Annotated in this window: 18 protein-coding genes; 6 read left to right on the top strand and 12 right to left on the bottom strand. The window is 57.9% G+C overall.

Annotation, left to right across the window (positions count from 1 at the left end; genetic code table 11):
• Positions 1-267 precede the first annotated feature (267 nt).
• Together nifJ and BLQ12_RS01500 are read left to right on the top strand one after the other, a co-directional pair.
• Positions 268-3,771 carry a pyruvate:ferredoxin (flavodoxin) oxidoreductase gene (nifJ, locus tag BLQ12_RS01505; protein WP_092207561.1) on the top strand — a complete coding sequence of 1,168 codons (3,504 nt, stop codon included), beginning with the start codon at positions 268-270 and terminating at the stop codon, positions 3,769-3,771.
• Positions 3,772-4,247: 476 nt separating this feature from the next.
• Complete coding sequence (locus tag BLQ12_RS01500; RefSeq protein WP_092207559.1) at positions 4,248-4,949, top strand: YkgJ family cysteine cluster protein; 702 nt, start codon at positions 4,248-4,250, stop codon at positions 4,947-4,949.
• Between the two features lie 101 nt (positions 4,950-5,050).
• Here the strand turns inward: BLQ12_RS01500 and BLQ12_RS01495 are convergent, their stop codons facing one another.
• From BLQ12_RS01495 to BLQ12_RS01450, 10 genes are all read right to left on the bottom strand, one after another.
• Positions 5,051-6,001, bottom strand: a complete 951-nt coding sequence (locus BLQ12_RS01495) for a Tle-like phospholipase domain-containing protein (RefSeq protein ID WP_092207557.1) — start codon at positions 5,999-6,001, stop codon at positions 5,051-5,053.
• A 572-nt stretch (positions 6,002-6,573) separates the two neighbouring features.
• Positions 6,574-7,368, bottom strand: a complete 795-nt coding sequence (locus BLQ12_RS01490; RefSeq protein WP_092207555.1) for a nitrilase-related carbon-nitrogen hydrolase — start codon at positions 7,366-7,368, stop codon at positions 6,574-6,576.
• A 2-nt stretch (positions 7,369-7,370) separates the two neighbouring features.
• The gene (gene ahbA / locus BLQ12_RS01485; RefSeq protein WP_092207553.1) at positions 7,371-7,826 is read right to left on the bottom strand and encodes a siroheme decarboxylase subunit alpha; all 456 of its coding nucleotides are present in this window, start codon (positions 7,824-7,826) and stop codon (positions 7,371-7,373) included.
• 182 nt (positions 7,827-8,008) lie between these two features.
• Positions 8,009-8,407, bottom strand: coding sequence for a secondary thiamine-phosphate synthase enzyme YjbQ (locus BLQ12_RS01480; protein WP_092207551.1), 399 nt, complete (start codon positions 8,405-8,407; stop codon positions 8,009-8,011).
• A gap of 98 nt (positions 8,408-8,505) precedes the next feature.
• The gene (locus BLQ12_RS01475; RefSeq protein ID WP_092207549.1) at positions 8,506-8,826 is read right to left on the bottom strand and encodes a TusE/DsrC/DsvC family sulfur relay protein; all 321 of its coding nucleotides are present in this window, start codon (positions 8,824-8,826) and stop codon (positions 8,506-8,508) included.
• A 150-nt stretch (positions 8,827-8,976) separates the two neighbouring features.
• Positions 8,977-9,825 (bottom strand): FAD/NAD(P)-binding protein, encoded by an 849-nt coding sequence (locus tag BLQ12_RS01470; protein ID WP_092207547.1) that lies wholly within the window; start codon positions 9,823-9,825, stop codon positions 8,977-8,979.
• A 16-nt stretch (positions 9,826-9,841) separates the two neighbouring features.
• Positions 9,842-10,882 (bottom strand): 4Fe-4S dicluster domain-containing protein, encoded by a 1,041-nt coding sequence (locus tag BLQ12_RS01465; RefSeq protein WP_092207545.1) that lies wholly within the window; start codon positions 10,880-10,882, stop codon positions 9,842-9,844.
• A gap of 67 nt (positions 10,883-10,949) precedes the next feature.
• Positions 10,950-11,801 carry a 4Fe-4S ferredoxin gene (locus BLQ12_RS01460; protein ID WP_092207543.1) on the bottom strand — a complete coding sequence of 284 codons (852 nt, stop codon included), beginning with the start codon at positions 11,799-11,801 and terminating at the stop codon, positions 10,950-10,952.
• 3 nt (positions 11,802-11,804) lie between these two features.
• Positions 11,805-12,236, bottom strand: coding sequence for a hydrogenase iron-sulfur subunit (locus tag BLQ12_RS01455; protein ID WP_152003762.1), 432 nt, complete (start codon positions 12,234-12,236; stop codon positions 11,805-11,807).
• An 81-nt stretch (positions 12,237-12,317) separates the two neighbouring features.
• The gene (locus BLQ12_RS01450) at positions 12,318-15,356 is read right to left on the bottom strand and encodes a CoB--CoM heterodisulfide reductase iron-sulfur subunit A family protein (protein ID WP_152003763.1); all 3,039 of its coding nucleotides are present in this window, start codon (positions 15,354-15,356) and stop codon (positions 12,318-12,320) included.
• A gap of 297 nt (positions 15,357-15,653) precedes the next feature.
• On the opposite strand from BLQ12_RS01450, the gene miaA reads away from it, so the two are divergent.
• Positions 15,654-16,589, top strand: coding sequence for a tRNA (adenosine(37)-N6)-dimethylallyltransferase MiaA (gene miaA, locus BLQ12_RS01440; RefSeq protein ID WP_367888769.1), 936 nt, complete (start codon positions 15,654-15,656; stop codon positions 16,587-16,589).
• A 33-nt stretch (positions 16,590-16,622) separates the two neighbouring features.
• Entirely contained in the window at positions 16,623-18,551 is a 1,929-nt protein-coding gene (locus tag BLQ12_RS01435; RefSeq protein ID WP_092207535.1) for a penicillin-binding protein activator, read from the top strand.
• A gap of 542 nt (positions 18,552-19,093) precedes the next feature.
• Here the strand turns inward: BLQ12_RS01435 and BLQ12_RS01430 are convergent.
• Together BLQ12_RS01430 and BLQ12_RS01425 are read right to left on the bottom strand one after the other, a co-directional pair.
• Complete coding sequence (locus BLQ12_RS01430) at positions 19,094-20,434, bottom strand: ATP-dependent 6-phosphofructokinase (RefSeq protein ID WP_092208137.1); 1,341 nt, start codon at positions 20,432-20,434, stop codon at positions 19,094-19,096.
• 201 nt (positions 20,435-20,635) lie between these two features.
• Positions 20,636-21,613, bottom strand: coding sequence for a KpsF/GutQ family sugar-phosphate isomerase (locus BLQ12_RS01425; RefSeq protein ID WP_092207533.1), 978 nt, complete (start codon positions 21,611-21,613; stop codon positions 20,636-20,638).
• Positions 21,614-22,026: 413 nt separating this feature from the next.
• Between BLQ12_RS01425 and BLQ12_RS01415 the strand changes: the two genes are divergently transcribed.
• Together BLQ12_RS01415 and BLQ12_RS01410 are read left to right on the top strand one after the other, a co-directional pair.
• Positions 22,027-22,305 carry a PxxKW family cysteine-rich protein gene (locus tag BLQ12_RS01415; RefSeq protein ID WP_092207529.1) on the top strand — a complete coding sequence of 93 codons (279 nt, stop codon included), beginning with the start codon at positions 22,027-22,029 and terminating at the stop codon, positions 22,303-22,305.
• A 223-nt stretch (positions 22,306-22,528) separates the two neighbouring features.
• Positions 22,529-23,839, top strand: a complete 1,311-nt coding sequence (locus BLQ12_RS01410) for an aminotransferase class I/II-fold pyridoxal phosphate-dependent enzyme (protein WP_092207527.1) — start codon at positions 22,529-22,531, stop codon at positions 23,837-23,839.
• Positions 23,840-23,886: the final 47 nt, after the last annotated feature.

The following is a 23,886-nucleotide window of genomic DNA, read 5'->3' as shown; positions in this document are numbered from 1 at the left end:
CGACTCCCTCGTAAAGTGAGGAAATATCCGCCCCGTGAGGCGGTACGGTATAGAGAGACCCGTGTCCGCAGGGATGCTCGGGATTGGCCGACGCCATGCACCGACCTGCGGGCCATCGAAGTTCCGGCCCGGATTTTGCCATTGCGCCACCGCAAAGAGAAAAGAACACCCACGCCGCAGGAATCGCCGATATGGCGGCACTGGGGACCCCTGCAGCCGGGTTTGCGGGTGTGGCGAATCCTTCCTAACGATTTAAAGGAGTTAACTATGGGGAAAACAATGAAGACCATTGACGGCAACACCGCTGCCGTCCATGTCGCCTACGCCTTCAGTGACGTGGCGGCTCTGTATCCGATTACGCCTTCAACGCCCATGGGCGAAACCGCCGACGCATGGGCAGCTGGATCCCGAAAAAACATCTTTGGCCAGGAAGTGATGGTTCGCCAGCTCCAGTCCGAAGCCGGTGCGGCCGGTGCCGTTCACGGCTCTCTGGCAGCAGGGGCGCTGACCACCACCTTCACCGCCTCCCAGGGCCTCCTGCTCATGATTCCCAACATGTACAAGATCGCAGGGGAGCTCCTGCCCTGCGTCTTCCATGTGTCGGCCCGTGCCATTGCCGCCCATGCCCTGTCCATTTTCGGGGATCACCAGGACGTCATGGCCGTTCGCCAGACCGGTTTCGCCCAGCTCTGCTCCGGCAACGTTCAGGAAGTCCAGGACATGGCCCTTGTGGCTCACCTGGCCACCATCGAGAGCCGCGTTCCCTTTGTTCACTTCTTTGACGGGTTCAGGACCTCCAGCGAGATCCAGAAGATCGAGATGATTGACTACGAGGACATGAAAGGCCTCGTGAACATGGACGCCCTGGAAGAGTTCCGCGCCAACGCCATGAACCCCGAGCATCCCGAGATTCGCGGCACGGCCCAGAACCCGGATATCTATTTCCAGGGGCGCGAGGCGGCCAACCTCTACTATGAGGATGTGCCCAACATCGTGGCCGAGTACATGGAGAAGGTCTCCAAGCTCACCGGGCGTCCTTACCGTCTTTTCGACTACGTGGGCCATCCCGAGGCGGAGCGGGTCGTCATTGCCATGGGCTCCGGCTGCGAAGCCATCGAAGAGGCCGTTGCCAAACTGACCGCCATGGGTGAGAAGGTGGGCCTTGTGAAGGTTCGTCTCTATCGCCCCTTCAGCGCCGAGCATTTCCTGCAGGCCATCCCGGCCACGGCCTCCACCATCACCGTCCTCGACCGAACCAAGGAGTCCGGGAGCATGGGCGAGCCCCTTTACCTGGATACCTGCGCCGCCTACATGGAGATGGGGGACATGCCCCAGATTCTCACCGGTCGCTACGGCCTGGGCTCCAAGGAGTTCACCCCGGCCATGGCCAAGGCGGTCTACGACAACATGAAGGTCACAGGGCCCAGGAACCACTTCACCGTGGGCATCAAGGACGATGTTTCTTACAGTTCCCTGGAGATTGACGAGAACTTCGATGCCGGCATCGAAGGCACCGTCAACTGCAAGTTCTGGGGGCTTGGTTCCGACGGTACCGTGGGGGCCAACAAGAGCGCCATCAAGATCATCGGCGACAACACCGACATGTATGCCCAGGGGTACTTTGCCTACGACTCCAAGAAGTCCGGCGGGATCACCGTGTCCCACCTGCGCTTCGGGGACAAGCCCATCAAGAGTACCTACCTTGTGGACAAGCCCGACTTCGTGGCCTGCCACAAGTCCAACTACGTCCATCTCTACGACGTGGTGGAAGGGATCAAAGAGGGCGGGACCTTTCTTATCAACGCCCCCTGGACGGCCGACGAGATGGAGGCCGAGCTTCCCGGTTCCCTCAAGAGCGCCCTGGCTGCCAAGAAGATCCGTTTTTATGCCATTGATGCGGTGAAGGTCGCCTCCAATGTGGGCCTTGGCGGGCGCATCAACATGATCATGCAGACCGCTTTCTTCAAGCTGGCCAACGTGATGCCCTTTGAGGAGGCCATTGCCCTCCTGAAAGAAGACATCAAGAAGACCTACATGAAGAAGGGCGGTGCCATTGTGGACATGAACATCGCCGCCGTGGACCAGGCCCTGGCAGGGCTCGTGGAGATCCCCGTTCCCGAAGAGTGGGCAGGCTCCAAAGACGCGGCTTCCGAGGTCGAGGACGCACCGGAGTTTATCACCGAGGTGCTCCGCCCCGTGAGCGCTCAGAAAGGGGATTCCCTGCCGGTATCCACCTTTCCTGCCGACGGCGTCTTTCCGGTGGGCACCTCGCGCTACGAGAAGCGCGGTGTGGCCATTGAAGTGCCCGAGTGGGTGGCTGAGAACTGTATCCAGTGCAACCAGTGCTCCTTTGTCTGTCCCCATGCGGCCATCGTGCCCATCGTGGTCAGCGATGCCGAGCTGGCTGACGCCCCGGCAGGTTTTGATACCCTGCCCGCCGCCGGCAAGGAGCTCAAGGAGTACAAGTTCCGCATCCAGGTCAACGCCATGGATTGTCTGGGCTGCGGCAACTGTGCCGATATCTGCCCGGCCAAGACCCCGGCCCTGGTGATGAAGCCCATCGCCTCCCAGGCCGAGGCCCAGGCCGAGAATTTTGAGTTCTCCAAAACCGTGGAGTACAAGGAAGGCCTGCTCAAGCGCGAGTCCGTCAAGGGCAGCCAGCTCATGCAGCCCCTTCTCGAGTTCTCCGGTGCCTGTGCGGGCTGCGGCGAGACCCCCTATGTGAAGGTCCTCACCCAGCTCTTCGGTGAGCGCATGACCATCGCCAACGCCACGGGATGTTCTTCCATCTGGGCAGGCTCTGCACCCTCTTTCCCCTACTGCGCCAACAAAGACGGGTTCGGTCCCACCTGGGGCAACTCCCTGTTTGAAGACGCGGCAGAGTTCGGGTACGGCATGGCCCTTGCCATGAACCAGAGGCGCCAGAAACTGGCCGATCTCATGGTGGAGGCCCAGGATCGTGAGGTCTCCGATGAGATGAAGGCCGCCATGAAGAGCTGGTGCGAGAACATGGGCGACGCCAAGCTTTCACGGCAGTACGGAGACGAGATCAAGGCACGCCTCCTGACGGAGATGGGCGACTCCATCCTCGATGAGATCGATGCCATGAACGACCTGCTCACCAAGAAGTCCCACTGGATCTTCGGCGGGGACGGCTGGGCTTACGACATCGGTTTCGGCGGCCTGGACCACGTCATCGCTTCCGGGGAGGACGTCAACATCCTGGTCATGGACACCGAGGTCTACTCCAACACCGGCGGTCAGGCATCCAAGGCAACCCCCACAGGGGCCGTGGCCAAGTTTGCCGCCTCCGGCAAGAAGATCGGCAAGAAGGACCTGGGCCTCATCGCCATGAGCTACGGTTACGTGTACGTGGCATCCGTTTCCATGGGGGCCAACAAGCAGCAGCTCATGAAGGCCTTTATCGAGGCAGAAAACCACCCCGGTCCCTCTGTGGTGATCTGTTATGCCCCGTGTATTAACCAGGGCATCAAAAAGGGCATGGGCAAGACCCAGGAGGAGATGAAGCTTGCGGTGGCCGCCGGATACTGGCCCCTGTATCGCTACAACCCCGCCCTGGTGGAAGAGGGCAAGAATCCCTTCGTCTTTGAATCCAAAGAGCCCGATGGCACCCTTCAGGAGTTCCTGGCCGGTGAGAACCGTTTTGCCAGTCTGGAACAGATGTTCCCCGAAGAGTCCAAAAAGCTCCGCGGACAGATCGAAATGGAGTTCGCCAAGCGCTACGAGCACTACAAGCGTCTTGCCGAATAGCCCTTTAAGGCTGCGGGCCGCGATAACTCGTGGCCCTCTGGGGCGAAACATCCTGAAAACGTAAGGTAAACAAAACAGGCAGGGGTCTCTTGCGCGGTGCGCAGTTGGCCCTTGCCTTTTTTTCTGCTTTGATGTTTGATGACCTGCGGTATTGCACATACTTCGGGCCTTGGTGCCTCAGGCTGTGCCTCCGGTGGGTCGCTTTTTGAAAAAAGCTCCGAAAAAACTTTCCGGTTGCATCTGATTTGCCAACAATGGTGGTGACAATGAATGGTGGTGGGCATAAACCTGCTTTCAAGGAGGCACACCTTGCCGCCGGAGGCATGCGTTTCCTGGCCCCTTTAACCATAGAAGGCATGGCTTGTGTGCGTTTCTTTTTTCTGTAACCTGCATCGGATTTTAAGCCTGTTTGTCTTTGGCCGCCGAAGGCACGCGGCAAGCGGGCTCAACATGATTTATATATAAGGAAGGGCTTTATGGAGTTCATAACCGGCGGAAACGAAGGCTGCAGCGGGTGCAGCGCACCCCAGACCTCATGCAATCACTGCGGCGCCTGCTGCACGGGCGGCGGACCGGTGTTGCGGACCCAGGATGAGCGCCTCATCAAGACGGGTAAATTGGATCTCTCCGTGCTCTATACCCAACGGGCAGGGGAGCTGATGTTTAACAAGGAGACCCTGAAGATGGAACCCCTGGATGGGGACCGCATCAAGATCAAGGTGGCTCCCGAGACCTTGCGCTGCCTGTTCCTGGACGCGGAGAACCGATGCGATATCTACAGCCAGAGGCCCTTTGAGTGCCGGTCCTTCAAGTGCTGGGACGAGCGGGAAATCGAAGACGTGTATGCCTCGGACGACCCCCTGTGTCGTGAAGACATCATCGGGGGGATCAAGGGGCTGTGGGATCTGGTCACCGACCATCATGAGCGCTGCAGCTACGCACTTTTGGGGGAGTTGATTCGAAAGGTCGATTTCGTCTCTGATCAGGAGGCCATGGCCAAGGTCTGCGACATCATCGCCTACGACCGCAGCCTTCGGGAAACCCTTGTAGAGAGCGGAAGGGTCAAACCAGAGATTCTCGATTTCCTCTTCGGGCGGCCCCTGTCTACCACCATCGTGATGTTCAATTACCGCATCGAAAACCAGGACGGTAAAGACATGCTTGTTCCTGTGGCTTAAGCCGGGGCAACGCCGACACTCTTTGTTTGACAACGCAAAAAAGCTCACCGGATCTTTGCCCGGTGAGCTTTTTTTATGCGTTTTTTAGCCGGTCAAACGGCTTACAGAAAGTCCTTCTGGTACAGCTGGTGAACATAGGTATGGTACATGTGGTTGGCAATGCGCAGGGGCATATTCCATGTGCCTCCACAGAAGGTCAGGTGATCCAGCCAGTAGACCTTATCGGCATTGCCGTAGCGGGGGCAGGTGGCGAACGGGGAACTGTCGTTCATCTGTCCGTCGGTGTCCACCAGGGGGCAGTTCTTGACATTGATGTGGGTGATGTTGGCGACCATCTCCTCGGTAACGGGCTGGCTTGCACTGTCGATAACACCCTGTTCAACCAGGGTGGCGGCGGTCAGTCCGGCTGCGTTGAAGCAGGTGGTCTTGACCCCGGTTTTCAGGCCGGTAATCTGGGCCAGCCCGCCGCCCAGGCTGTGGCCGGCAATTTCCATGGTGTAGCTGTTGGTGTCGGCAAAGGCCTTCAGGCCCACGGCAAGGCCCATGGCTTTCTCATACTGAACCGACCCAATGGAGTTGACGAAAATATTGAGCGCCTGCCTGACGTCGGCAATCCAGTCATTGACGTTGAGGGCTTCGGTGCCCCTGAAGACCAGGACAAGCCGCCCGGGGTTGTGGATGTTGATGTACACCTTTGCGTCCAGGCCGTCCCAGCCGCCCACATAGGTGTCCAGCAGGGTTGTCACCGACGAGCGCTGTGCCTCGGTCATGTAGTTCAGAGTATTTTCATCCCGTGCAACATTGAGGTAATCGGATGAATTGCCGACGAAATCGAGATTTGTCAGCACGAAAGGGGCCAGTTTGTCCAGTATCCAATCCCAGGCGTTGTCGTAGATCCGTGCCGTGAGGTTGGCCATGTCCAGAATGTATTCGTACTCACCCTGGGTCATGTTCGCGGGGAGTCCGGAGCGATCAGCATCGCCTTGATCAGATGCGAACACGGCCCCGCTTAACACAAAGAAGAAACCCATTATCATGACAAGTCGTTTCATCTCAACTATCTCCTTTTTCAAGTGTAAGAGTGTATGGATTCATTGTATCGTGTGGCCATAGGGCATATGTCTCGGCTTCTTGCGTCAAAACGATTGTGCAACCCGAAGTGGGGGAGCCCCTTGTCATTGCAAGGTCCATGGAACCTGCCCCGCTATGACGGGCGCACCCCGACGAATGGGGGATGCCTCAGCCCATATCGTTGATGTGGGTTGATCCGGCCCAGGTTTGCTGTTATTCCATCCGGAATTCCCGTGATGTAGATTGGGGTGCTGGATTTTCGAACCCGTGAAGGCGAGATACTATCTCTTTTTTGTTAAGTGATACTGTTTTACCAGTAAGACCGAAGCATTGAATAATGATCATTCAGTGCTCCATTGATTAAATGTCAATGTAGTCATATATATCTAGATTTTCTGTGTCAATAATAATTTCTGCTGCCACGGCAGTGCGCTATCTGGCCTGTTTTACCCTGCCATGGTCTGGCGACCTGGAGCGTGCCGTCTGTTGTCTTTTTGCAGCTGTGGGGAAACAGGTTAACCACCTGTAAGGGCAGTCTTTTTGATGTCAGGGATTAAAGGTCGTTTCGGGTGTTGGGCAGGAAGTAGCGCATGGGGTGGGACCGGACGTCCGTGAGTTTTTTTTGACTGATCGTAACAAGGTGAAGGCCCTCGGTGAGGCGCGGCGGTCCGGTGAGGTGGCCGGAGGGGTCAAGGGCCAGGGCCAGGGGGGGGAAGGAGAGGTTCGCCTCGTTGGTACCGCACTGGTTGACCGCCGCCACCCAGAGGCCGTTGTCAAAGGCCCGTGCCGGGAGGTGGCGCATCCATGAATCGTACTTCTCTTCACTGGTGCCCCGGGGGGAAGCATGGGGAACAATGATAAGGTCTGCACTGTCTTGTGCCATCCGGTGGAAGGCCAGGGGGAAGTGTGCGTCGTAGCAGAGCATCATGCCGATGGTAAAGCCTTTGAAAGCGAAGAGAGGCAAGTCGGTTCCGGGGCGGTAAAGTCCCTTCTCGGGTGGGGCCAGGTGAAGCTTTCGGTACGTGGTATGTCCCCCGTCGGGAAGAAGGGCCGTGTGGGAGGCGTACATCTCCCCTGCCGCGTTTTTTTCCGCATACCCTGCAAGGATCCCGATGCCGAACGCGTCAACGGCTCCTTCGATGAGATCAAGGGCCTGCTCTTCGGTGAGGGCGCGGTTGGCGGCACCGCTGGCGTTGGCATAGCCGGTGAGGGAGAGCTCAGGAAGGACAACCAGGTCGGCACGGGCCTCCCGGGCCTTCCGGCAGGCCTGGTGCATGGTTTGCACATTGGCATGGGGGTCGGCAAGGGAGGCGGAAACGGAGGCCAGGGCAAGGCGCAGGGACTCCATGGCTACTCCACGGTGAATTCGGCGCGTATCTTGAAAATATGGGTGGCAGGCAGGTTGTAAATGCTGGTGACGCCGGTGCGCTCGGCGATTTCCGCCAGGTTGGCTTCGATCTGGGCAACGGAGGCCTCGATGAAGGTGAACCAGACGTTGAATTCATCGTCACGGACGTAGTTGTGGGTGACCCCCCGGTAGCTGTTGACCACCTCGGCAAAGGCCTCCACCTTCTCTTCCGGGACCCGTGCCCCGCAGAGGGTGCTGTGGAACCCGACCTTCTCCGGGCTGAAGTTCCCGCCGATACGCCGGATGATGCCCATCTCCTTAAGCTTTGCGACCCGCGTGATCACCTCGGATTCCTCCATGGACAGGGCTTCGCCAATGGCGGCGTAGGGCCGTTTGCAGATGGGGAAATCGGATTGGATATGGTTGATGATCTGCTTGTCCTTCTCTTCGAGGATCATGTACGGGTGCTCCTTTGGGCGCTCAGGGGTGGTCGTCTGCCGCAGTGACCTGTGGCAAGGTGGCTGCGTGCTGCCTTCTTAAAATCGGTATCTTATGACGCCGGGGCCGCTGCGTCAACAGTTGGACGGATGGACCTTCGGCAGGTGCCGGCTGGAAAACGTGTTCTGCCGGAAGGGGTTCATCAGCCCGGAAGGCATTTGAGGATCACCCGACGTTTTCGGGGGCCGTCGTATTCTGCGAGGTAGATGCCCTGCCAGGTGCCGAGGACGAGCCGACCGTTTTCAATGAAGAGGGTCTCCGACGAGCCGGTGAGGCTGGTCATGACGTGGGCATCCGAGTTCCCTTCCATATGGCGGAATGCGGGGTGGTCCGGAAAGGCCGATGTCAGGGCGTAGATGAGGTCCGTCTGTACCGTGGGGTCGGCATTTTCGTTGATGGTCACGGCAGCGGTGGTGTGGGGGACAAAAAGAAAGAGGACTCCGTCGGGGCATCCCCATTGGTCGATTTCTGCCTGTACAGCCGAGGAGATATCCACCAGTTCCTTATTTTTTGTGGTTGGAACAACGAGGGTTGTCTGCATGGGCGTATGGAATTTTGGGGTGAGGGTGATAAACCAAAAAAGGCCCCGCCGTAACCGACAGGGCCTGATTTGAAAAACTTAAAAATGGCGTCCGGTGACTATACGCAACCGGTGGGCTTGGGAAGACCAGCCATTTTGCAGGCGCCTTTGCCGGGGCCTGAGGGGAACAGCTCGTAGATGTGCTTGAGCTTGAACTTGGTCAGCTTGGAGAGAACGCGAACCATGGGAGCAATACCGTTTTTACGGTAGTAGTCCTGGAGAACGTCGATAACGAGCTTGTGCTCTTCGTTCAGCTCAGAAATACCTTCTTCCTTCATAACAATCTCCAGCCACTCTTCGGTGAACTGGTTGAAGTCAAGAAGGAAACCATCTTCATCTACGTCAAACGACTTTCCGTTGTATTCAATTGTCTCGGCCATTGAATCAAAACCTCCTGTTGAGAATTATCAATTTGAAAGGCTTATCCCTTATTTTGTCCTGTCCACTTCGAAGAGAAGAAATACAGTAAAGAAAGGGCAATGTCAACCCGTAACATACAATATGTTACGGGTTTAACCGCCTATATTCGTTTACTGATCCTCTTCCGGCATCTCATTGAGCTTGTCGAGGGTAAAGACAGGGCCGTCTTTACAGACCAGCTCCTTGCCGATGTTGCAGCGACCGCACATGCCGATACCGCATTTCATGCGGTTTTCCAGGCTCATGATGATGTGGTCTGCTTTGTATCCGAGCTTGTCCAGGACAGGCTTGGTGAACTTCAGCATCATGGGGGGGCCGCAGAGGATGGCGTAGGTATCGTCATCGGCCTGGGGCGCCTGGGTCTCGGTGATGGTGGGCACGAAACCGGTGTGGTATTTCCAGTCGGGATCATCGGTGCCGTCAACGGTGAGGTTGAGGTTGATGTCGTCCCGTTTTTCCCACTCCACCAACTCATCCTTATAAAGGATCATGCCGGGGTTACGTGCACCGTAGATGACGTCGAGGCGACCGAAGCGCTTGCGGTTTTCGGGCTCGAGCAGGTACTTGATGGTGGAACGCAGGGTGGTAAAGGCAAAACCGGCGCCGATGATGACGATGTTTTTGCCTTCGAGGTCCTCGATGGGATACCAGTTGCCCAGGGGGCCTCGGATGCCCATGATGTCGCCTACCTTCATGTTGTGAAGGTGGTCGGTCACTTTACCGGTACGGAACACGGTAAACATGACAAATCCCTTCTCGGAAGGGGAGGAGGCGATACCGATGGGAATTTCACCCTGGCCGGGGATGGAGAGCTCTGCGAACTGTCCAACCTTGTAGGCAAATTTCTCTTCATCTTCCGGGTTGAGAAAGACAAACTTAAAGGTTCTGAGCGTCTTATCCGCGGTCGCAACCTGAATGTCGTCAATGCGAACGGGATACGCCTTATAAGGATTCTGCACAGGTCTTCTCCTTTTTTTAGCTGGCGGCTTCGTAACCGTTCATCTTGTTACAGATGCTGCGGATATCAATGTTGGCAGGGCACTGCTGAACGCAGCGGCCGCAGCCCACGCACATGAGGCCTTTGTCGTACTTGTCGACAAAGTACTTGAGCTTGTGCATGAAACGCTGACGGAAACGCTGATGCTTCTGATCCCTGGGGTTGTGGCCGGAGCCGTGCAGGGTAAACAGGGAGGTCATGCAGCTGTCCCAGTTTCTCATGCGCACACCTTCGTTGCCCTTGTTCTCATCCTGGATGTCGAAACACCAGCAGGTGGGGCAGGTGTAGGTGCAGGTGCCGCAGTTGATGCAGGCAAAGGAGAGATCTTTCCAGAAGGGCGCGTCATACAGCTCGAGGCTGTTTTTGCCGCGAAGGTTGGAAGAGTTCACCTTGCAGGTGATCTTGGCTTCGGCCTCGGCTTTTTTGGGCTCGAAGACAGAGTCATCGCCTTCAGCAGCCCAACCGGCGGCTGCCAGGAGCTTTTCACCTTTTTCCGTCAGGGCTTTGGCCACGTAGGCATCGCCGCAGTCGGAGAGGAGAACGTCAAGGCCTTCCTCGTGGTAAGGACCGCATCCTGCGCTGGTGCAGAAGCATGTCTCGTACGGGGCGTCGCAGGCCAGGCCCACAAAGGTGGTGGCCTCGTAGGCGTCCATCCAGAAGGGGTCGCGGTACTCTTCGGTGTCGAAGTTCATGCGAACCAGTGCCAGGGCCTTGGCGTCGCAGGGACGCATCCCGATGACGGCCCGGGGGGAGTAGTCCTTGGGGGCGTCTTTGAGGATGTGGTGTTCCGGATCGGATTCGTCCAGGCTGTACGTAAACATCGGCTCGGACTGGGGGAAGACCACGGACTTGGGGGAGAGACGGGTGTTGGTGTACGCCATGTCCGGCGTTTCGTCACTCGTCAGTTCCTTGTATTCGTGGGCATCACCCTGCATCACGGGGCCGAGGAGGCGGTAACCGCTTCTCAGGCTGTCAATCCCGCCGGCCCATGTATTTTTATCAATTTTGATGACCTTCATGATATTTGCCCTTGTTCATATGATGGTTCATTCGCTCTGTTACACAACACAAGAGAGGCGAACGGGATTACATGATGAATTTTTCGGGATCGTCCAGCTTGAAGCTGTCCAGCGGCGGACGCTGGTCGACGGTAAGTCCCGCTTCCCAACCGTAGAGCTCGTAGCAGTCTTTTTCGAGCTTCTTGGTGAAATTGCGCACCTTGATGTTCTGGGGGCAGGCCGCTTCGCAGGCGCCGCAGTCGGTGCAGCGGCCGGCGCAGTGGTAGGCCCTCAGGAAATGATAGGTGCGGATATCAATGGGATCGGTTCCTTTGCCTACCCACTGGGGTCGGGACTCATCCACGAAGCAGGTGGGGCAGTAGCACAAGGGGCATGCGTTTTTGCACGCGTAGCAGCGGGTGCAGCCGGAGAGAAGATCTTCAAAGAAGGCCCACTTCTCCTGGGTGTCCATGGCTTCAACCTTGCGAACATCTTCGTAGCGGTCCACGTCCTTCTGCTCTTCCACGAGGTCGGCACAGAGTTCGTCGTAGATGACGGGGTTTCTGTGCGTGCAGGTGGCGCAGTTGGCCTGAAGCTGCTCGGGGTTGTTCTTGTCCACCATCCCTTTGCAGGGCACACCGATGATCACAAGCTGCTCACGGGAGATCTTGTTTTCGATGATGTGGTTGACGATGTTCCGAGAATCACACCCCTTGGCGATGATTGCGATCTTTTCCGTGCGGCCGGTGATGTAGTTGGCCAGGTTCAGACGGCAGTTTTCATCCCATACGAGGGTTTCGGCATCGCTTGCGTTGGTGATCATGCAAGGCTCATTGGTAAGGGCCACAGTCCCTTTACGGAATCCAACGACGCATTCGACGGTTCCGTCGCTCAAGAGCCTTTCCGATATCTCTCTGATTTTTCCGATGTATGATTCCATGGCTTATACCTTCGCCGCGCTCTTTTTCACGTAATTGGTATTGGGACCCAGGGCCTTGACGGATTCCGTGACCTTTGTCACCACATCCACGAACTTGGTGGATTCGGCAGACGAGATCCAGGAGAACTGCAGGCGACCGGGTTCGACGCCCATGTGCTCCATAAGGTTTTTCATCAGGGCGAACTTTCGACGTGCGTAGTAATTACCTTCCAGGTAATGGCAGTCACCGGGATGTCAGCCGGAAACCCAGACGGCGTCTGCGCCTTCCCGTAAGGCAGCCAGAAAGAATTTGGGGCTCATGCGACCGGAGCAGGGGATCCGGATCACGCGGACGTTGGCAGGGTACTGGGCTCGGCCCACACCTGCGAGGTCAGCGGCTCCGTAACTGCACCAGTTACAGAGAAAGCTGACGATTTTCGGTTCGAATTCAGCCATTTTTATTTAATCTCCTTTGAATCCCGCCCCTTCGAAAAACTCGGAAAGGGCGGGCCAAACAGGTTTAGTGCGAATCTGTCCTTACGCTTCGGTCATGGCAAAGATCTGCGACATGATCTGGTCGTTATCAAAGCCTCTGTGGCGAATGGCACCGGATCGGCAGGAGCCGACACAGAGCCCGCAGCCCTTGCAGAGTACGGGGTTGATCTGGGCCTTGCCTGCGTCCCGTCCTTCGGTCATGAATGAAGGCGCGGAGTAGGGGCAGACGCTGACACAGATCCCGCAGGAACTGCAGAGCGTGGGGTTCACATGGGCGACCTGGCCGCTGGTGTGAATGGTTTCACGGGCCAGCAGGGTGATGGCGCGGGACGCCGCCGCCTTGGCCTGGCCGATGGCCTCGTCAATGGGCTTGGGATAGTGAGCCATGCCGCAGAGGAAGACGCCGTCGGTGGCGAATTCGCTGGGACCGAGCTTGGCGTGGCGTTCCACGAAGAAGCCGTTGTCGTTCATGGGCAGCTTGAAGAACTGGGCGATCTTCTCATCCCGGTAGGGCACCACGGCGGTGGCCAGGGAGAGGAGGTCCGCTTCGATCTCAATGTCGCGCCGGAGAACATGGTCGACGGTTTTGATGGAGACCTTGTCCCCGTTGACGGCGACAACAGGCTTGTGCTCGACGTCGTAACGGATGAAGATAACCCCTTTTTCACGTGCTTCGCGGTAGAGGTGTTCGCGCTCGCCGTAGGTCCGAATGTCGCGGTACAGGATGTAGACGTTGGCAAGGGGATTGCGGCGCTTGATTTCCAGGGCGTTGTCGATGCTGTGGGTACAGCAGACACGTGAGCAGAAGGGACGCTCGGGCTCGCGGGAGCCGACGCACTGGATAAATACGGCTGAATTCACGGTGCTGAGGATCGGATCGTCGGCCTTGAGTTTTTCGTCCATCTCGAGGCTGGTGACGATGCGGTCGCTCGTGCCGTAACAGTATTCGGTGGGGGTGTAGGGCTGGGCCCCGGTGGCCATGACGGCAACCCCGTGCTTCAAGACGGTCTCGGCACCGTTGGAGTCGATGGTGGATTCGAAGTTGCCCACGAAGCCTTCCACGCCTTCCAGGGTGGCGTTCAAGTGAACGGTGATGTTCTCGTCTTTGTTCACGTCATCGATGAGCTCGGCGAGCTTCTCGGCCACATTCTCGCCGGTGGCGGTACGGTAGATACGGTTGGCGTTGCCGCCAAGCTTTTCGTCACGCTCGATGATGTGGGTGTTGTAGCCCTGACGGGAGAGGCTCTGGGCCGTGGTGATACCGGCAAGGCCCCCGCCGAGAACCATGGCGGTCTGGTTGACCTGGAGTTCCGCTTCGTCAAGGGGCTGGAAGAGGGCCACTTTCGCGATGGACATGCGAATGAGGTCCTTGGCCTTTTCCGTGGCCATCTCCGGCTGATCCTTGTGTACCCAGGAGTCCTGGTTACGGATGTTGGTCATCTCGAAGAGGTACTTGTTGAGGCCGGCAGCCAGGAGGGTCTCCTGGAAGAGGCCTTCGTGGGTCTTGGGCGTACAGGCGGCAACCACAACGCGGTTGAGGCCCTTCTCCTTGATGGTCTCGGCAATCTTGTCCTGGGTGTCCTGGGAACAGGAGAAGAGGTTGTTGCCGACATATTCCACGTAGGGGAGGGTCTTGCAGTACTCTGCCACGGCCTCCACGTCCACGGTGCCTGCGATGTTGGTACCGCAGGAGCAGACGAAAACGCCGATCTTGGGCCGCTCACCACCCACGTCGAGCTGGGTGACCATCTCGGCTTCCTTGGTCAGGGTGTTCCGGGCCGAGGCAATGGATTCACCGGCAGCGGCAGCGGCCGCACTGGCGTCTACAATGGACTCGGGAATGTCTTTGGGACCCTGGAAGGCGCCGCAGACATAAATGCCCTCGCGGCTGGTGGCCACGGGGTTGAAGGCGGAAGTAGCGGCAAAGTTGCTGGGGGTAAGCTCAATGTCCAGCTTCTTGGCCAGCTCCACAGTCTCCGGAGCCGCCTGAAGACCGATGGAGAGAACGATCATGCCGAAGACTTCGGTCTCGATGCGACCGTCTTCGGTGACGTAGCGTACTTCCAGATCATCGGTTTCGGGAATGGGGTTGATGGTGTGAACACGGCTGCGGACGAAACGGATACCACGATCCTTGCTCTTTTCGTAGTACTCTTCGAAGTCCTTGCCCGGTGTACGCATATCCATGAAGAAGATGGCGCAATCCAGGTCGTCTCCGTTGTGTTCCTTGGCCATGACCGCTTCTTTGATGGCGTACATACAGCAGACGCTGGAGCAGTGGCCGTTGTCGCAGCGGTTGATGTCCCTTGAGCCGATGCACTGGAACCAGGCGATCTTCTTGGGCTCTTCGCCGTCCTTGCTCCGACGGGTCAGGTGACCCTGGGTGGGGCCTGAGGCGGAGAGGATACGCTCGAATTCCAAGGAGGTGACGACGTTGGGGAACTTGGTGTACTGATAGGTGTCGAAAACGGAAGGATCAAAGGGCTTGAAGCCAGTGGCCAGGACCACGGAGCCGACGTTCAGCCTGGTCTCCTTGGCGGTCATCGTGTAATCGATGGCGCCGGTGGGGCAGACCTTTTCGCAGTTCCCGCACCTGTCTTTGGTAAGCTTGAGACAGGTATCAGGATCAATGGCGTACTTGAGCGGCACAGCCTGGTCATACTCGACGTAGATGGCTTTGCGCTTGATCAGGTTTGCGTTGTAAGGGTCCGTGACCTTCTTGGGGCATTTTTCGGCACAGAGACCACAGGCGATACATTTGGACTCGTCCACGTATCGGGGTCTCTCGTTCAAGGTAACCTCAAAGTTACCTGCCTCGCCCTGGATGTCGATCACGTCAGAAAGGGTTTTTAACTCAATGTTCAGATGCCGGCCGACCTCGACCAGTTTGGGTGAGATAATTCACATTGCACAGTCGTTGGTCGGAAAAGTCTTGTCCAGCTGGGACATGACACCGCCAATGGAGGCCCCTTTTTCGACCAGGTATACGTAATAACCTGAATCGGCCAGATCCAGGGCAGTTTGCATACCGGCGATACCCCCCCCGACGACCATCACGGATCCGATTACATCCTTAGACATGGCTTCTTTCTCCTGTTGAATGGTGCGCAGGCGCATTCAAATCGCTGAGAACGGCCTTGCAGTGTTACAAAATATTCCAAATAAACCTGAAAAGTTATATTTCCAGAGTTGACGAGCGCGCTGGCTCGGCGCTATCTTACCTTATATTAAAGATAAAATGAGCAAATACACTTACTACCCGCTATATTGGGTGTTGTCAATAGAATTATATTTATATATTAAGGGACTAAATGTCCGGTATCCGTGCGGCTGTTCAAAGGTGGACACCGGGAGAAACCGGCGTGAATCCGTTTAGGGATGTTTACATTATTTACTGGTATGAATAGAAAAATTGTTGTTATATGCGGCCCCACCGGTGTAGGAAAAACCTCTGCGGCCATCGAGGTTTGCAGGCGGTTTAAGGGGGAGGTTGTCGGCGCGGATTCCATGCAGGTTTATCGGCAGATGGATATCGGCACGGCCAAACCCACCGACGAGGAGCAGCGACTTGCCACCCACCATATGATTGATGTGGTGGACCCCGACGAGCCGTATGATGCCGCACGTTTTGCATCCCAGGCCGACGCGGTGATTGAGTCCCTGGGCCACCGGGGTGTCCTGCCCGTGGTGGCCGGCGGCACCGGGCTCTATGTGAAAGCCCTGGTCCATGGCCTGTCCGAGGCAATCCCGTCGGATCCTGTCATCACCGAGCGCCTCACGGCGGAAGCCCTTGACCATGGCCCGGCCCCCCTTTATAAGCGGCTCGTCCTGGTGGATCCTGCCTACGCTGAAAAGATCAGTGAAAACGATGCGCTGCGCATTGTCCGGGCCCTTTCCGTCTTCGAGGCCACGGGCAAGCCCTTCAGCGCCCATCATGCGGAGCACGGGTTTACCGAGTCCCGCTACGAGGCCTTGATGGTCTGTCTTTTTGCCGACCGTGAGGTGCTGTATGACCGTATCAACCGGCGTGTGGACCTGATGGTTGAGCAGGGGCTCCTGGCCGAGGTGAAGGATCTCCTTGCCCGCGGGTATCACCGGGGCTTGAAGTCCATGGGGTCCATCGGCTACAGGCACATGGTGGAACACCTGGAAGACGGGGTCCCCTGGGAGGAGACCGTAAGGCTCCTGAAGCGGGACACGAGGCGGTTTGCCAAGCGGCAGCTCACCTGGTTCCGGGCCGATCCCGACATGATCTGGCTGGATCCCGGGGATACGGAAGGCCTTTTTTCGGCAGTCGAATCATTCATTGCATGAGAACTCCATTATATTAAAGGATGGCCAAAGGCTATGACGACTGAAAACCCGTTAGTGAAAAGAGGGGGCCGGGCACTTTTATTTGTGGTGCTCCTTGTGTGTCTGGCCGGGTGCGGACAGAAGGTGTACGGACCCGAACGTGTCCTGCCCGAGGATGAGCAGCTCTTTGTCCGTGCCGAAGAGGCCTTTGGTGCCCGTCGGTACGATCGCGCGATGGAGCTGTACCAGGACGTGGTAACCCGCTACCCGAGCAGCCATGTGGCTGCGGCGGCCCTTTTGAAACAGGGGATGATCTACGGACTCACCGAGGCCTACGGAAAGGCCGATGCCGTGCTGGCCCGGGTTGCCGAGGAGTACCCCGAGAGCCCGCTGGTGCCTGTGGCATTGGTGGAGTCCATGACCCTTTCGTATCGCCGGGGGGATTTTCCCGGGGTGATCCGAAAGGGCGTGGCGATTCCCGATACCCTCTCTCCGTCCGATTACCGCATGCGAAAATACGCCATCATGGGTGATGCCTACCTGGCCCTGGGGGACACCGTGGATGCCGTGGGGGCCTATTTTACGGCCTGTGAGCTGGCACACCCGGCAGAGCGACGGGGCGTGGTGGCGCGGCTCCGGGAGACGGTCTCCAACCTCACCCTGCCCGAAACCAGGGAGATGCTCTCCCGGGTCCATGGCAAGGAGAAGAGGGGCTACCTGCTCCTTCGTCGCATGAGAGCCCTTGCCGAGGAAGGCCAGGGGGACGAAGCCCTTAAGGGGGCGGTGGAGTTTCTAAGCCTCTACGACGAGCATCCGGTGCGCGATGAGGTGGTTGCGTTTCGAGAGGCGCTGAGCCAGACCCATTTCAATCCCAGGGTGCTGGGGTGCCTGTTGCCCTTCACCGGTCGGTACGCCGAATACGGCAGGCAGGCAAGGCAGGGCATTGAGCTTGCCTTTCAGTCCATGGCCGCAGAGCCCGGGCACCAGGACTTCCAGCTGATTTTTCGTGACACGGGCTCGGATGACCAGAGGGCCCGCCAGGCTGTGAGGGAGCTTGTGGAGGCCGGTGCGGCAGCCATTATCGGGCCGGTGGGCAATGTGGAGAGTGCCGCTGCCGAAGCGCAGCTCAGGGGCGTTCCCCTTATCACCATGACGGGCAAGGACGGCATCACCGCGTCGGGTGATTTTATTTTCAGGAATTTCATGACGCCCAGGATGCAGGTCCGTTCTGTGGTGTCCTATGCCTTTGAGGTTCTGGGCTTAAACGATTTTGTGATCCTCTATCCCGATGAGCCCTATGGCCGGGATTTCATGAACCTTTTCTGGGACGAAGTGGGTCGCTATGGGGGAGAAATTCGCGGGGTGGAGGCCTACGCCGCCGGAACCGTGGACTTTTCAAGGGCCATCAAAAAGCTCACCGGGCTCTGGTACGCCAGGCCCCAGGTGCCCACCGGCATGCAGGCCTGGGGGCGGGTGCTGCCCAACGATGCCAAAGGCTCGGGCCAGGTGGTGGACTTCGAGGCGATCTTTATCCCCGACGGACGCAAGAACCTGGAGATGATCCTGCCGCAGCTGGCCTTCCACGACCTGGGGGGTGTTTACACCCTGGGGACAAACCTCTGGCACAACAGGGCCCTGAGAAAAGGGGTGTCCGGTCACCTCGGGAACAGCATTATCCCGGACGGCTTTTTCGCCCGGAGTCGGGAGCCGAAGGTCAAGCGGTTTGTCGCCGATTTCAGGAAGGCCTATGGCAGAACGCCGGATTACATCGAGGCCGTGGCCTTTGACTCGGCTTCCCTGGTGCTTTCGGTCCTCTCGGAAACACCGCCGGAGACAAGGGGGCAGGTGCGGGACGCCCTCCTGGTCGTCAACGCCTACCCCGGGGTTACCGGGACCACCTCCTTTGACGAAACCGGGGATGCCGATAAGGCCCTGACCCTGCTGAAGGGGTCGAGGCGGCGGTTTGTAGAGGTGGGAAGATAGGGGCAAGGCCCTATGGTGTCGGCGCGCATCAATGGTGCTAAAAACGTAACTGTTCAGCTTGCCTCCGGCGGGTCGCTTTTTTGAAAAAAAGCTCCGCAAAAAACTTTTCTAATGCACCCGCGCTTCGTTTTGATCGCCCTGAAGGGCGATCAAAACGAAGCGCGGGTGCGAAAAAGTGGAAGTTATTTCGGCGGAGCCTGGAAAGGCTTGCTTAAGACCTGTTTGTCAAACTTTTTAAAAGTTTGGCCCCTGGCAGGGCCGCCGGAGGCTTGTTTGAGCTGAATAGTTACAACTTCTTGAATGCATTATGCCGTAAAGGCGGATGTGATTTTCCACGAGGAACGAGGGGGAAAGCGCATTCGCACCCTGCTTTCAAGGTGGCACACCTTGCCGCCGGAGGCAGTTTTTTTTTGAGCTGAACTATTGCCTTGAAGATTTGTATGCCGCCACGCCTTTCCCGGGAAGCAAAGGGAAAGCGCGGCGGTAACCCGAACGTTTCTGCGGCGCTTTTTTCTAAGAGCGACCTGTCGGAGGCGTTTTTTTTATGCCTTTTTCGGGGCGGGGTTCTTGAGGGAGCTTTGTCCTGTGGCTTCAAGGACCGTGGCCCAGAGCTTTCCGTCGGGGTCCACTTTTTTACGCTGGGTGATCACCTGGTCCATGGGGACGTGGACGAAGTGGTTGTTCCAGTGGCTCACCACCAGCTTGGTTTTTCCCGACATGCCGGCGTGGACCGCGTCGCGCCCTAAGAAACTGCAGAAAACGTGGTCGTTGGAGTTGGCGGGCAGGCTTCGGATGATGTAGCTGGGGTCGATGTACTTCAGGCTGACGGAGATACCCCGCTCCTTGAAATGGGCCACGATCTTGCTTTTGATGAGGAGGCCGATGTCGTAGAGCTTGACGTTGCCTGAGGCGTCGTGCATTTTTTTCCGCCCTTCAAAGAATTCCTGGCCTGCCCCTTCGGCCACCACCACCACGGCGTGTCCGCGATGGGTGAGCCGTTTTTCCAGGTTTTCCAGGAAACCGTTGGGGCCGTCCAGGTCAAAGGGAACCTCGGGGATGAGCACAAAGTTGACGTCCTGGCGGGCCAGGGCAGCCGTTGCAGCGAGAAAGCCGGACTCCCTGCCCATGAGCTTGATCAGGCCGATGCCGTTGGGGTAGGCCTCGGCTTCGTTGTGGGCTCCGCTGATGGCCTGGGTGGCGATGTCCACGGCCGTGTCGAACCCGAAAGAACGGGCCACGAGGAAGACGTCGTTGTCGATGGTTTTGGGGATACCGATGACGCTGATCTTAAGGCCCCGGGAGTGGATGGCGTCGGCAATTTTGGAGGCGGCGGCCAGGGTGCCGTCGCCGCCGATCATGAAGAGGATGCCGATGTGCATGCGCTCCAGGCTGTCCACCACCTCTTCGATGTCCTGGTCTCCGCGGGAGGATCCTAAAATGGAACCGCCGCTGTCCAGGATGTTGGTGACGGTCTCCGGGGAGAGGTCCATGGTGCTGTGTCCGTATTTGGGGATAAACCCCTGGAGGCCGTGGCGGATGCCGCAGATGTGACGGACGCCGTAGCGGTGATGAAGCTCTAAGACCACCGAACGGATGATGTCGTTGAGGCCGGGGCAGAGCCCGCCGCAGGTGACAAGGGCGCATCGGAGCTTGCTGGGGTCGAAGTAGATCTTGCGCCGGGGGCCGGCTGATTCAAAGGCGGGGGCGGGGATGCCGTCGGCCTTGAGTTGGGCGACCTGCTTTTCATTGACGTGCAGGAGGATCCGTTCGTCGTCATCGACGAAGTAGGCCCCGCACTCGCCGTTGGCGGGTTGCAGAAGGGGGGACGGAATTTTGGCTTCACCAAGGGTCTGGATGGTGGTGTCGATGTGTTCAAATCTCATAATCACTCCCATCATGGCGTGGCGATGTGCCCCTCTTTTCCGGCAACGGAAGGGGAGGGGACCGGTATCAAGGGTGATCCGCTGGCGGATCAAGGTTCTATCAAAAAGCAATCGGATGCGCCCCCTTTCAGGGGCGCGGGCTGGCATCGCTCGGCCGCAGCCTGCCGTCGGGCCAGCAGGCTGCGGCCCGGAGGGGCCGGATTAGCTTCCGTTGAACTGGAAGGCACCTTTTCCGAGGATGTCATGGAGATGGAGCAGGCCCTTGACGCGGCCTTGCTCGTCGGTGGCGGGCAGCACCGTGATCTGGTGTGCCTCCATCATGTTCAGGGCGTCGTAGGCAGGGGCCGTTGTGGCCACGGAACGGGGAGACCGGGTCATCACCTCGGAGACGGGGCGGGTCAAATCGAACCCTTCTCCTGCCATGAGGTGGCGGACATCTCCGTCGGAGAGAAGCCCCAGAAGGAGTCCTTCGTCTCCGGTGACAAAGACAGCGCCCAGGCGCAGGGCGTCTAAAGCTGTAAGGGCTTCCCCGATGGAGGCCGAGGCCGGGACCAGGGGGATCTTGTCTCCGGTGACCATCATCTCGGAGACCTGCAGGGAGAGTCGCTGCCCCAGGGCGCCGCCAGGGTGGAACTTCTTGAAATCGTCGGGCTGGAAGCCCTTGGCATCGATGAGGACCACGGAGAGGGCGTCGCCCATGGCGAGTTGTGCCGTGGTGCTTGAGGTGGGGGCAAGGCCTAAGGGGCAGGCTTCCTTTTCCACGCCGGTGTCGATGACGAGGTCCGCGTGCTGACCCAGGGTGGACTTGGGGTTGCCCGTGAAGGCCACCACCGGACACCCGAGGGCTTTTATGCTGGGCAGGAGGTGGTTGAGCTCAATGGTTTCGCCGCTGTTGGAGATGGCTAAAACCACGTCCCGGGGGGAGACCATGCCCAGGTCGCCGTGCATGGCTTCCACCGGGTGCATGAAGACGGCGCGGGTTCCGGTGCTGCTCAAGGTGGCGGCGATTTTCCGGCCGATGAGCCCGGATTTGCCGATGCCGGTGATCACCACGCGCCCTTCGCTTTCAAGGATGGCTGTAACGGCCTTGTCAAAGTTGTCGTCAAGTCTATGGGTCAGGTTGAGGAGGGCATCTGCTTCGGTGCGGATAACCTCGGCGGCCTGTTCGATTCGATTCATGGTGTTGTCCTTGCGTCTGTATGTATGGAAGCACACCATGGACACATATGGACTGTGTGTCCAAGATGTTGTTGTTTTGTGTTGGCCTTTCAAAGGATCGGGTCAGCACCTTCCTTCGTAAGTGGCATCAAACGGGCCAAAGATCAAGGGAAAAAGGCGGGTGAGACCCTGGGGGGAGATCATTTGAAACGCGGCCTTTCGAGGAGGGGCCAAGCCCCGGGCCTCACGGCCTTGCCGCGACCTGGCCTCCGGCATTGCCAAAGGGGCTTTGGCCTGTTTTTTGAAAGCCCCCATGAATTTGAATTTGACAAATGGGGGTCAGTTCTTTTATAAATATTTGGTTTAATTTTGATCTATTGAGATACCATGAGTCGGCCTATTGGCCAAAATCTGTGATATGGAGAGTATATCCAATGATTTGTACAACAGTTCGAAACGGCAGTGATTGCCCTTTCATGACCAAAAGCGGTTGCTCTTACGAGGGCGGCGTCTGCAAACCCATCATCGAAAAATGCGAAGGCTGCGGCCGTGTCGGTGAATTTGCTTCCGAAAAATACTGTACGTCCGCACCCGATCCCGACGCACGCTGGAAAAACGGCAACTGCAACCTTGCCACCCACGTGAAGAACGTGATCGAAGAGAAGAAGCAGAAGATCAACCCCATCAAAGCTTCAAAGCGTGGGGGAAGATAGCGTATCGAGTCGATGCAGAGCCGATCATAGATGCGCCTTTTCGGACGATTCAAAAACCCCCGCCCTTTCTACCTTTGTGGTTCAATGACGGGGGTTTTTTTATCTTTTGGTTTTTGCCTGGAGAATAGGGGCGGCACCTTGCCGCATGACACGTATACGATTAGATGTGGCCCGGCCCACATCGGATGTGTTGAACCGACACAGATTTGAAGGAGCCTGATCCATGAACGAAATCGCCAGACAGCTGAATGAAGAGATCGCCCAGGGTAACGGTCATCTGATGGAGATGTTGTCAGAGGTTGGTAAAAATCTTTTTTTCCCAAAAGGGATCCTGAGCCAGTCCGCTGAAGCAAAACAAAAAGCGCACCGGATCAACGCCACCATCGGCATCGCCAAGGAAGAGGGCGGGATCATGCGTCTTCCGTCCGTCATGGACAGCATCGAGGGGCTGGCGCCGGAAAACAGCCTGACCTATGCCCCCTCTTTCGGCATCCCCGGTCTCCGCAGCGCCTGGAAAGAGGCGATGTATGAAAAGAACCCCTCCCTGGCAGGTGCTGAAGTGAGCCTGCCCGTGGTGGCCTGCGGCATCACCCAGGCCATCAGCGTCATGGCCGACGTCTGGGTCGATCCCGGAGACGTGGTGATCCTGCCGAACATGATGTGGGGCAACTACAACCTGATTCTCTCTGTTCGAAAAGGGGCGACCCTGTCCAAGTACAACCTCTTTACCGAGGCGGGCGGTTTTGATCTCGATGCGTTTCAGGCCAAGGTGAAGGAAGAGGCGGCGGCCCGGGACAAGATCATTGTGCTCCTCAACTTTCCCCAGAACCCCACCGGCTACACGGTGACCAAGGCCGAGGCGGCTAAGATCGCCGACATCCTTGAAGAGGTGGCCAAGGGCGGGACCAATGTCATCGCCGTCACCGACGATGCCTACTTCGGCCTGTTTTACGAGGAGGATGTGCTCAAGGAGTCTATCTTTTCTCTCATCACCGGTCGCCACGAGCGCCTCATGGCCATCAAGATGGACGGAGCCACCAAAGAGGATTACGTCTGGGGCCTTCGCGTGGGCTTTCTGACCTACGGCATCCCCGCCTGCGACAACCAGGCCGCTGTCTACGAGGCCCTGGAGAAGAAGACAGCCGGTGCCGTTCGCGGCAGCGTCTCCAACGCCTCCCACCTGAGCCAGTCCATTGTCTTGAAGGCCATGCAGACCGAAGGGTATGCCGCCTCCAAGGAAGCCAAGGGTGAGATCCTCAAGGCACGGGCCAACAAGGTGGCCGAGGTGTCCCGGGATCCCAAGTATGCAGACGCCTGGAGCGTTTACCCCTTTAACTCAGGTTACTTCATGTGCATCCGTCTTGCGAATACCGATGCCGAAACCCTGAGGCTTCACCTCCTTGACACCTACGGGGTGGGGCTCATCTCTCTGGGGGCCACGGACCTTCGGGTGGCTTTCTCCTGTATTGAGCTCGACGACGTGCATGAACTTTTTGATACCATATATAAAGGTGTGCAGGACCTCGCGGGCTGATCCCGGCTCTTTTTAAGGCACCCGGGGGTCGGCCTGTCTGTGCGGGC

Source organism: Desulfoluna spongiiphila, assembly GCF_900101345.1.
GTDB lineage: Bacteria > Desulfobacterota > Desulfobacteria > Desulfobacterales > Desulfolunaceae > Desulfoluna > Desulfoluna spongiiphila.
The sequence above is the reverse complement of the archived record's forward strand: the minus strand, read 5'-3'. Positions and strand labels throughout refer to the sequence as shown.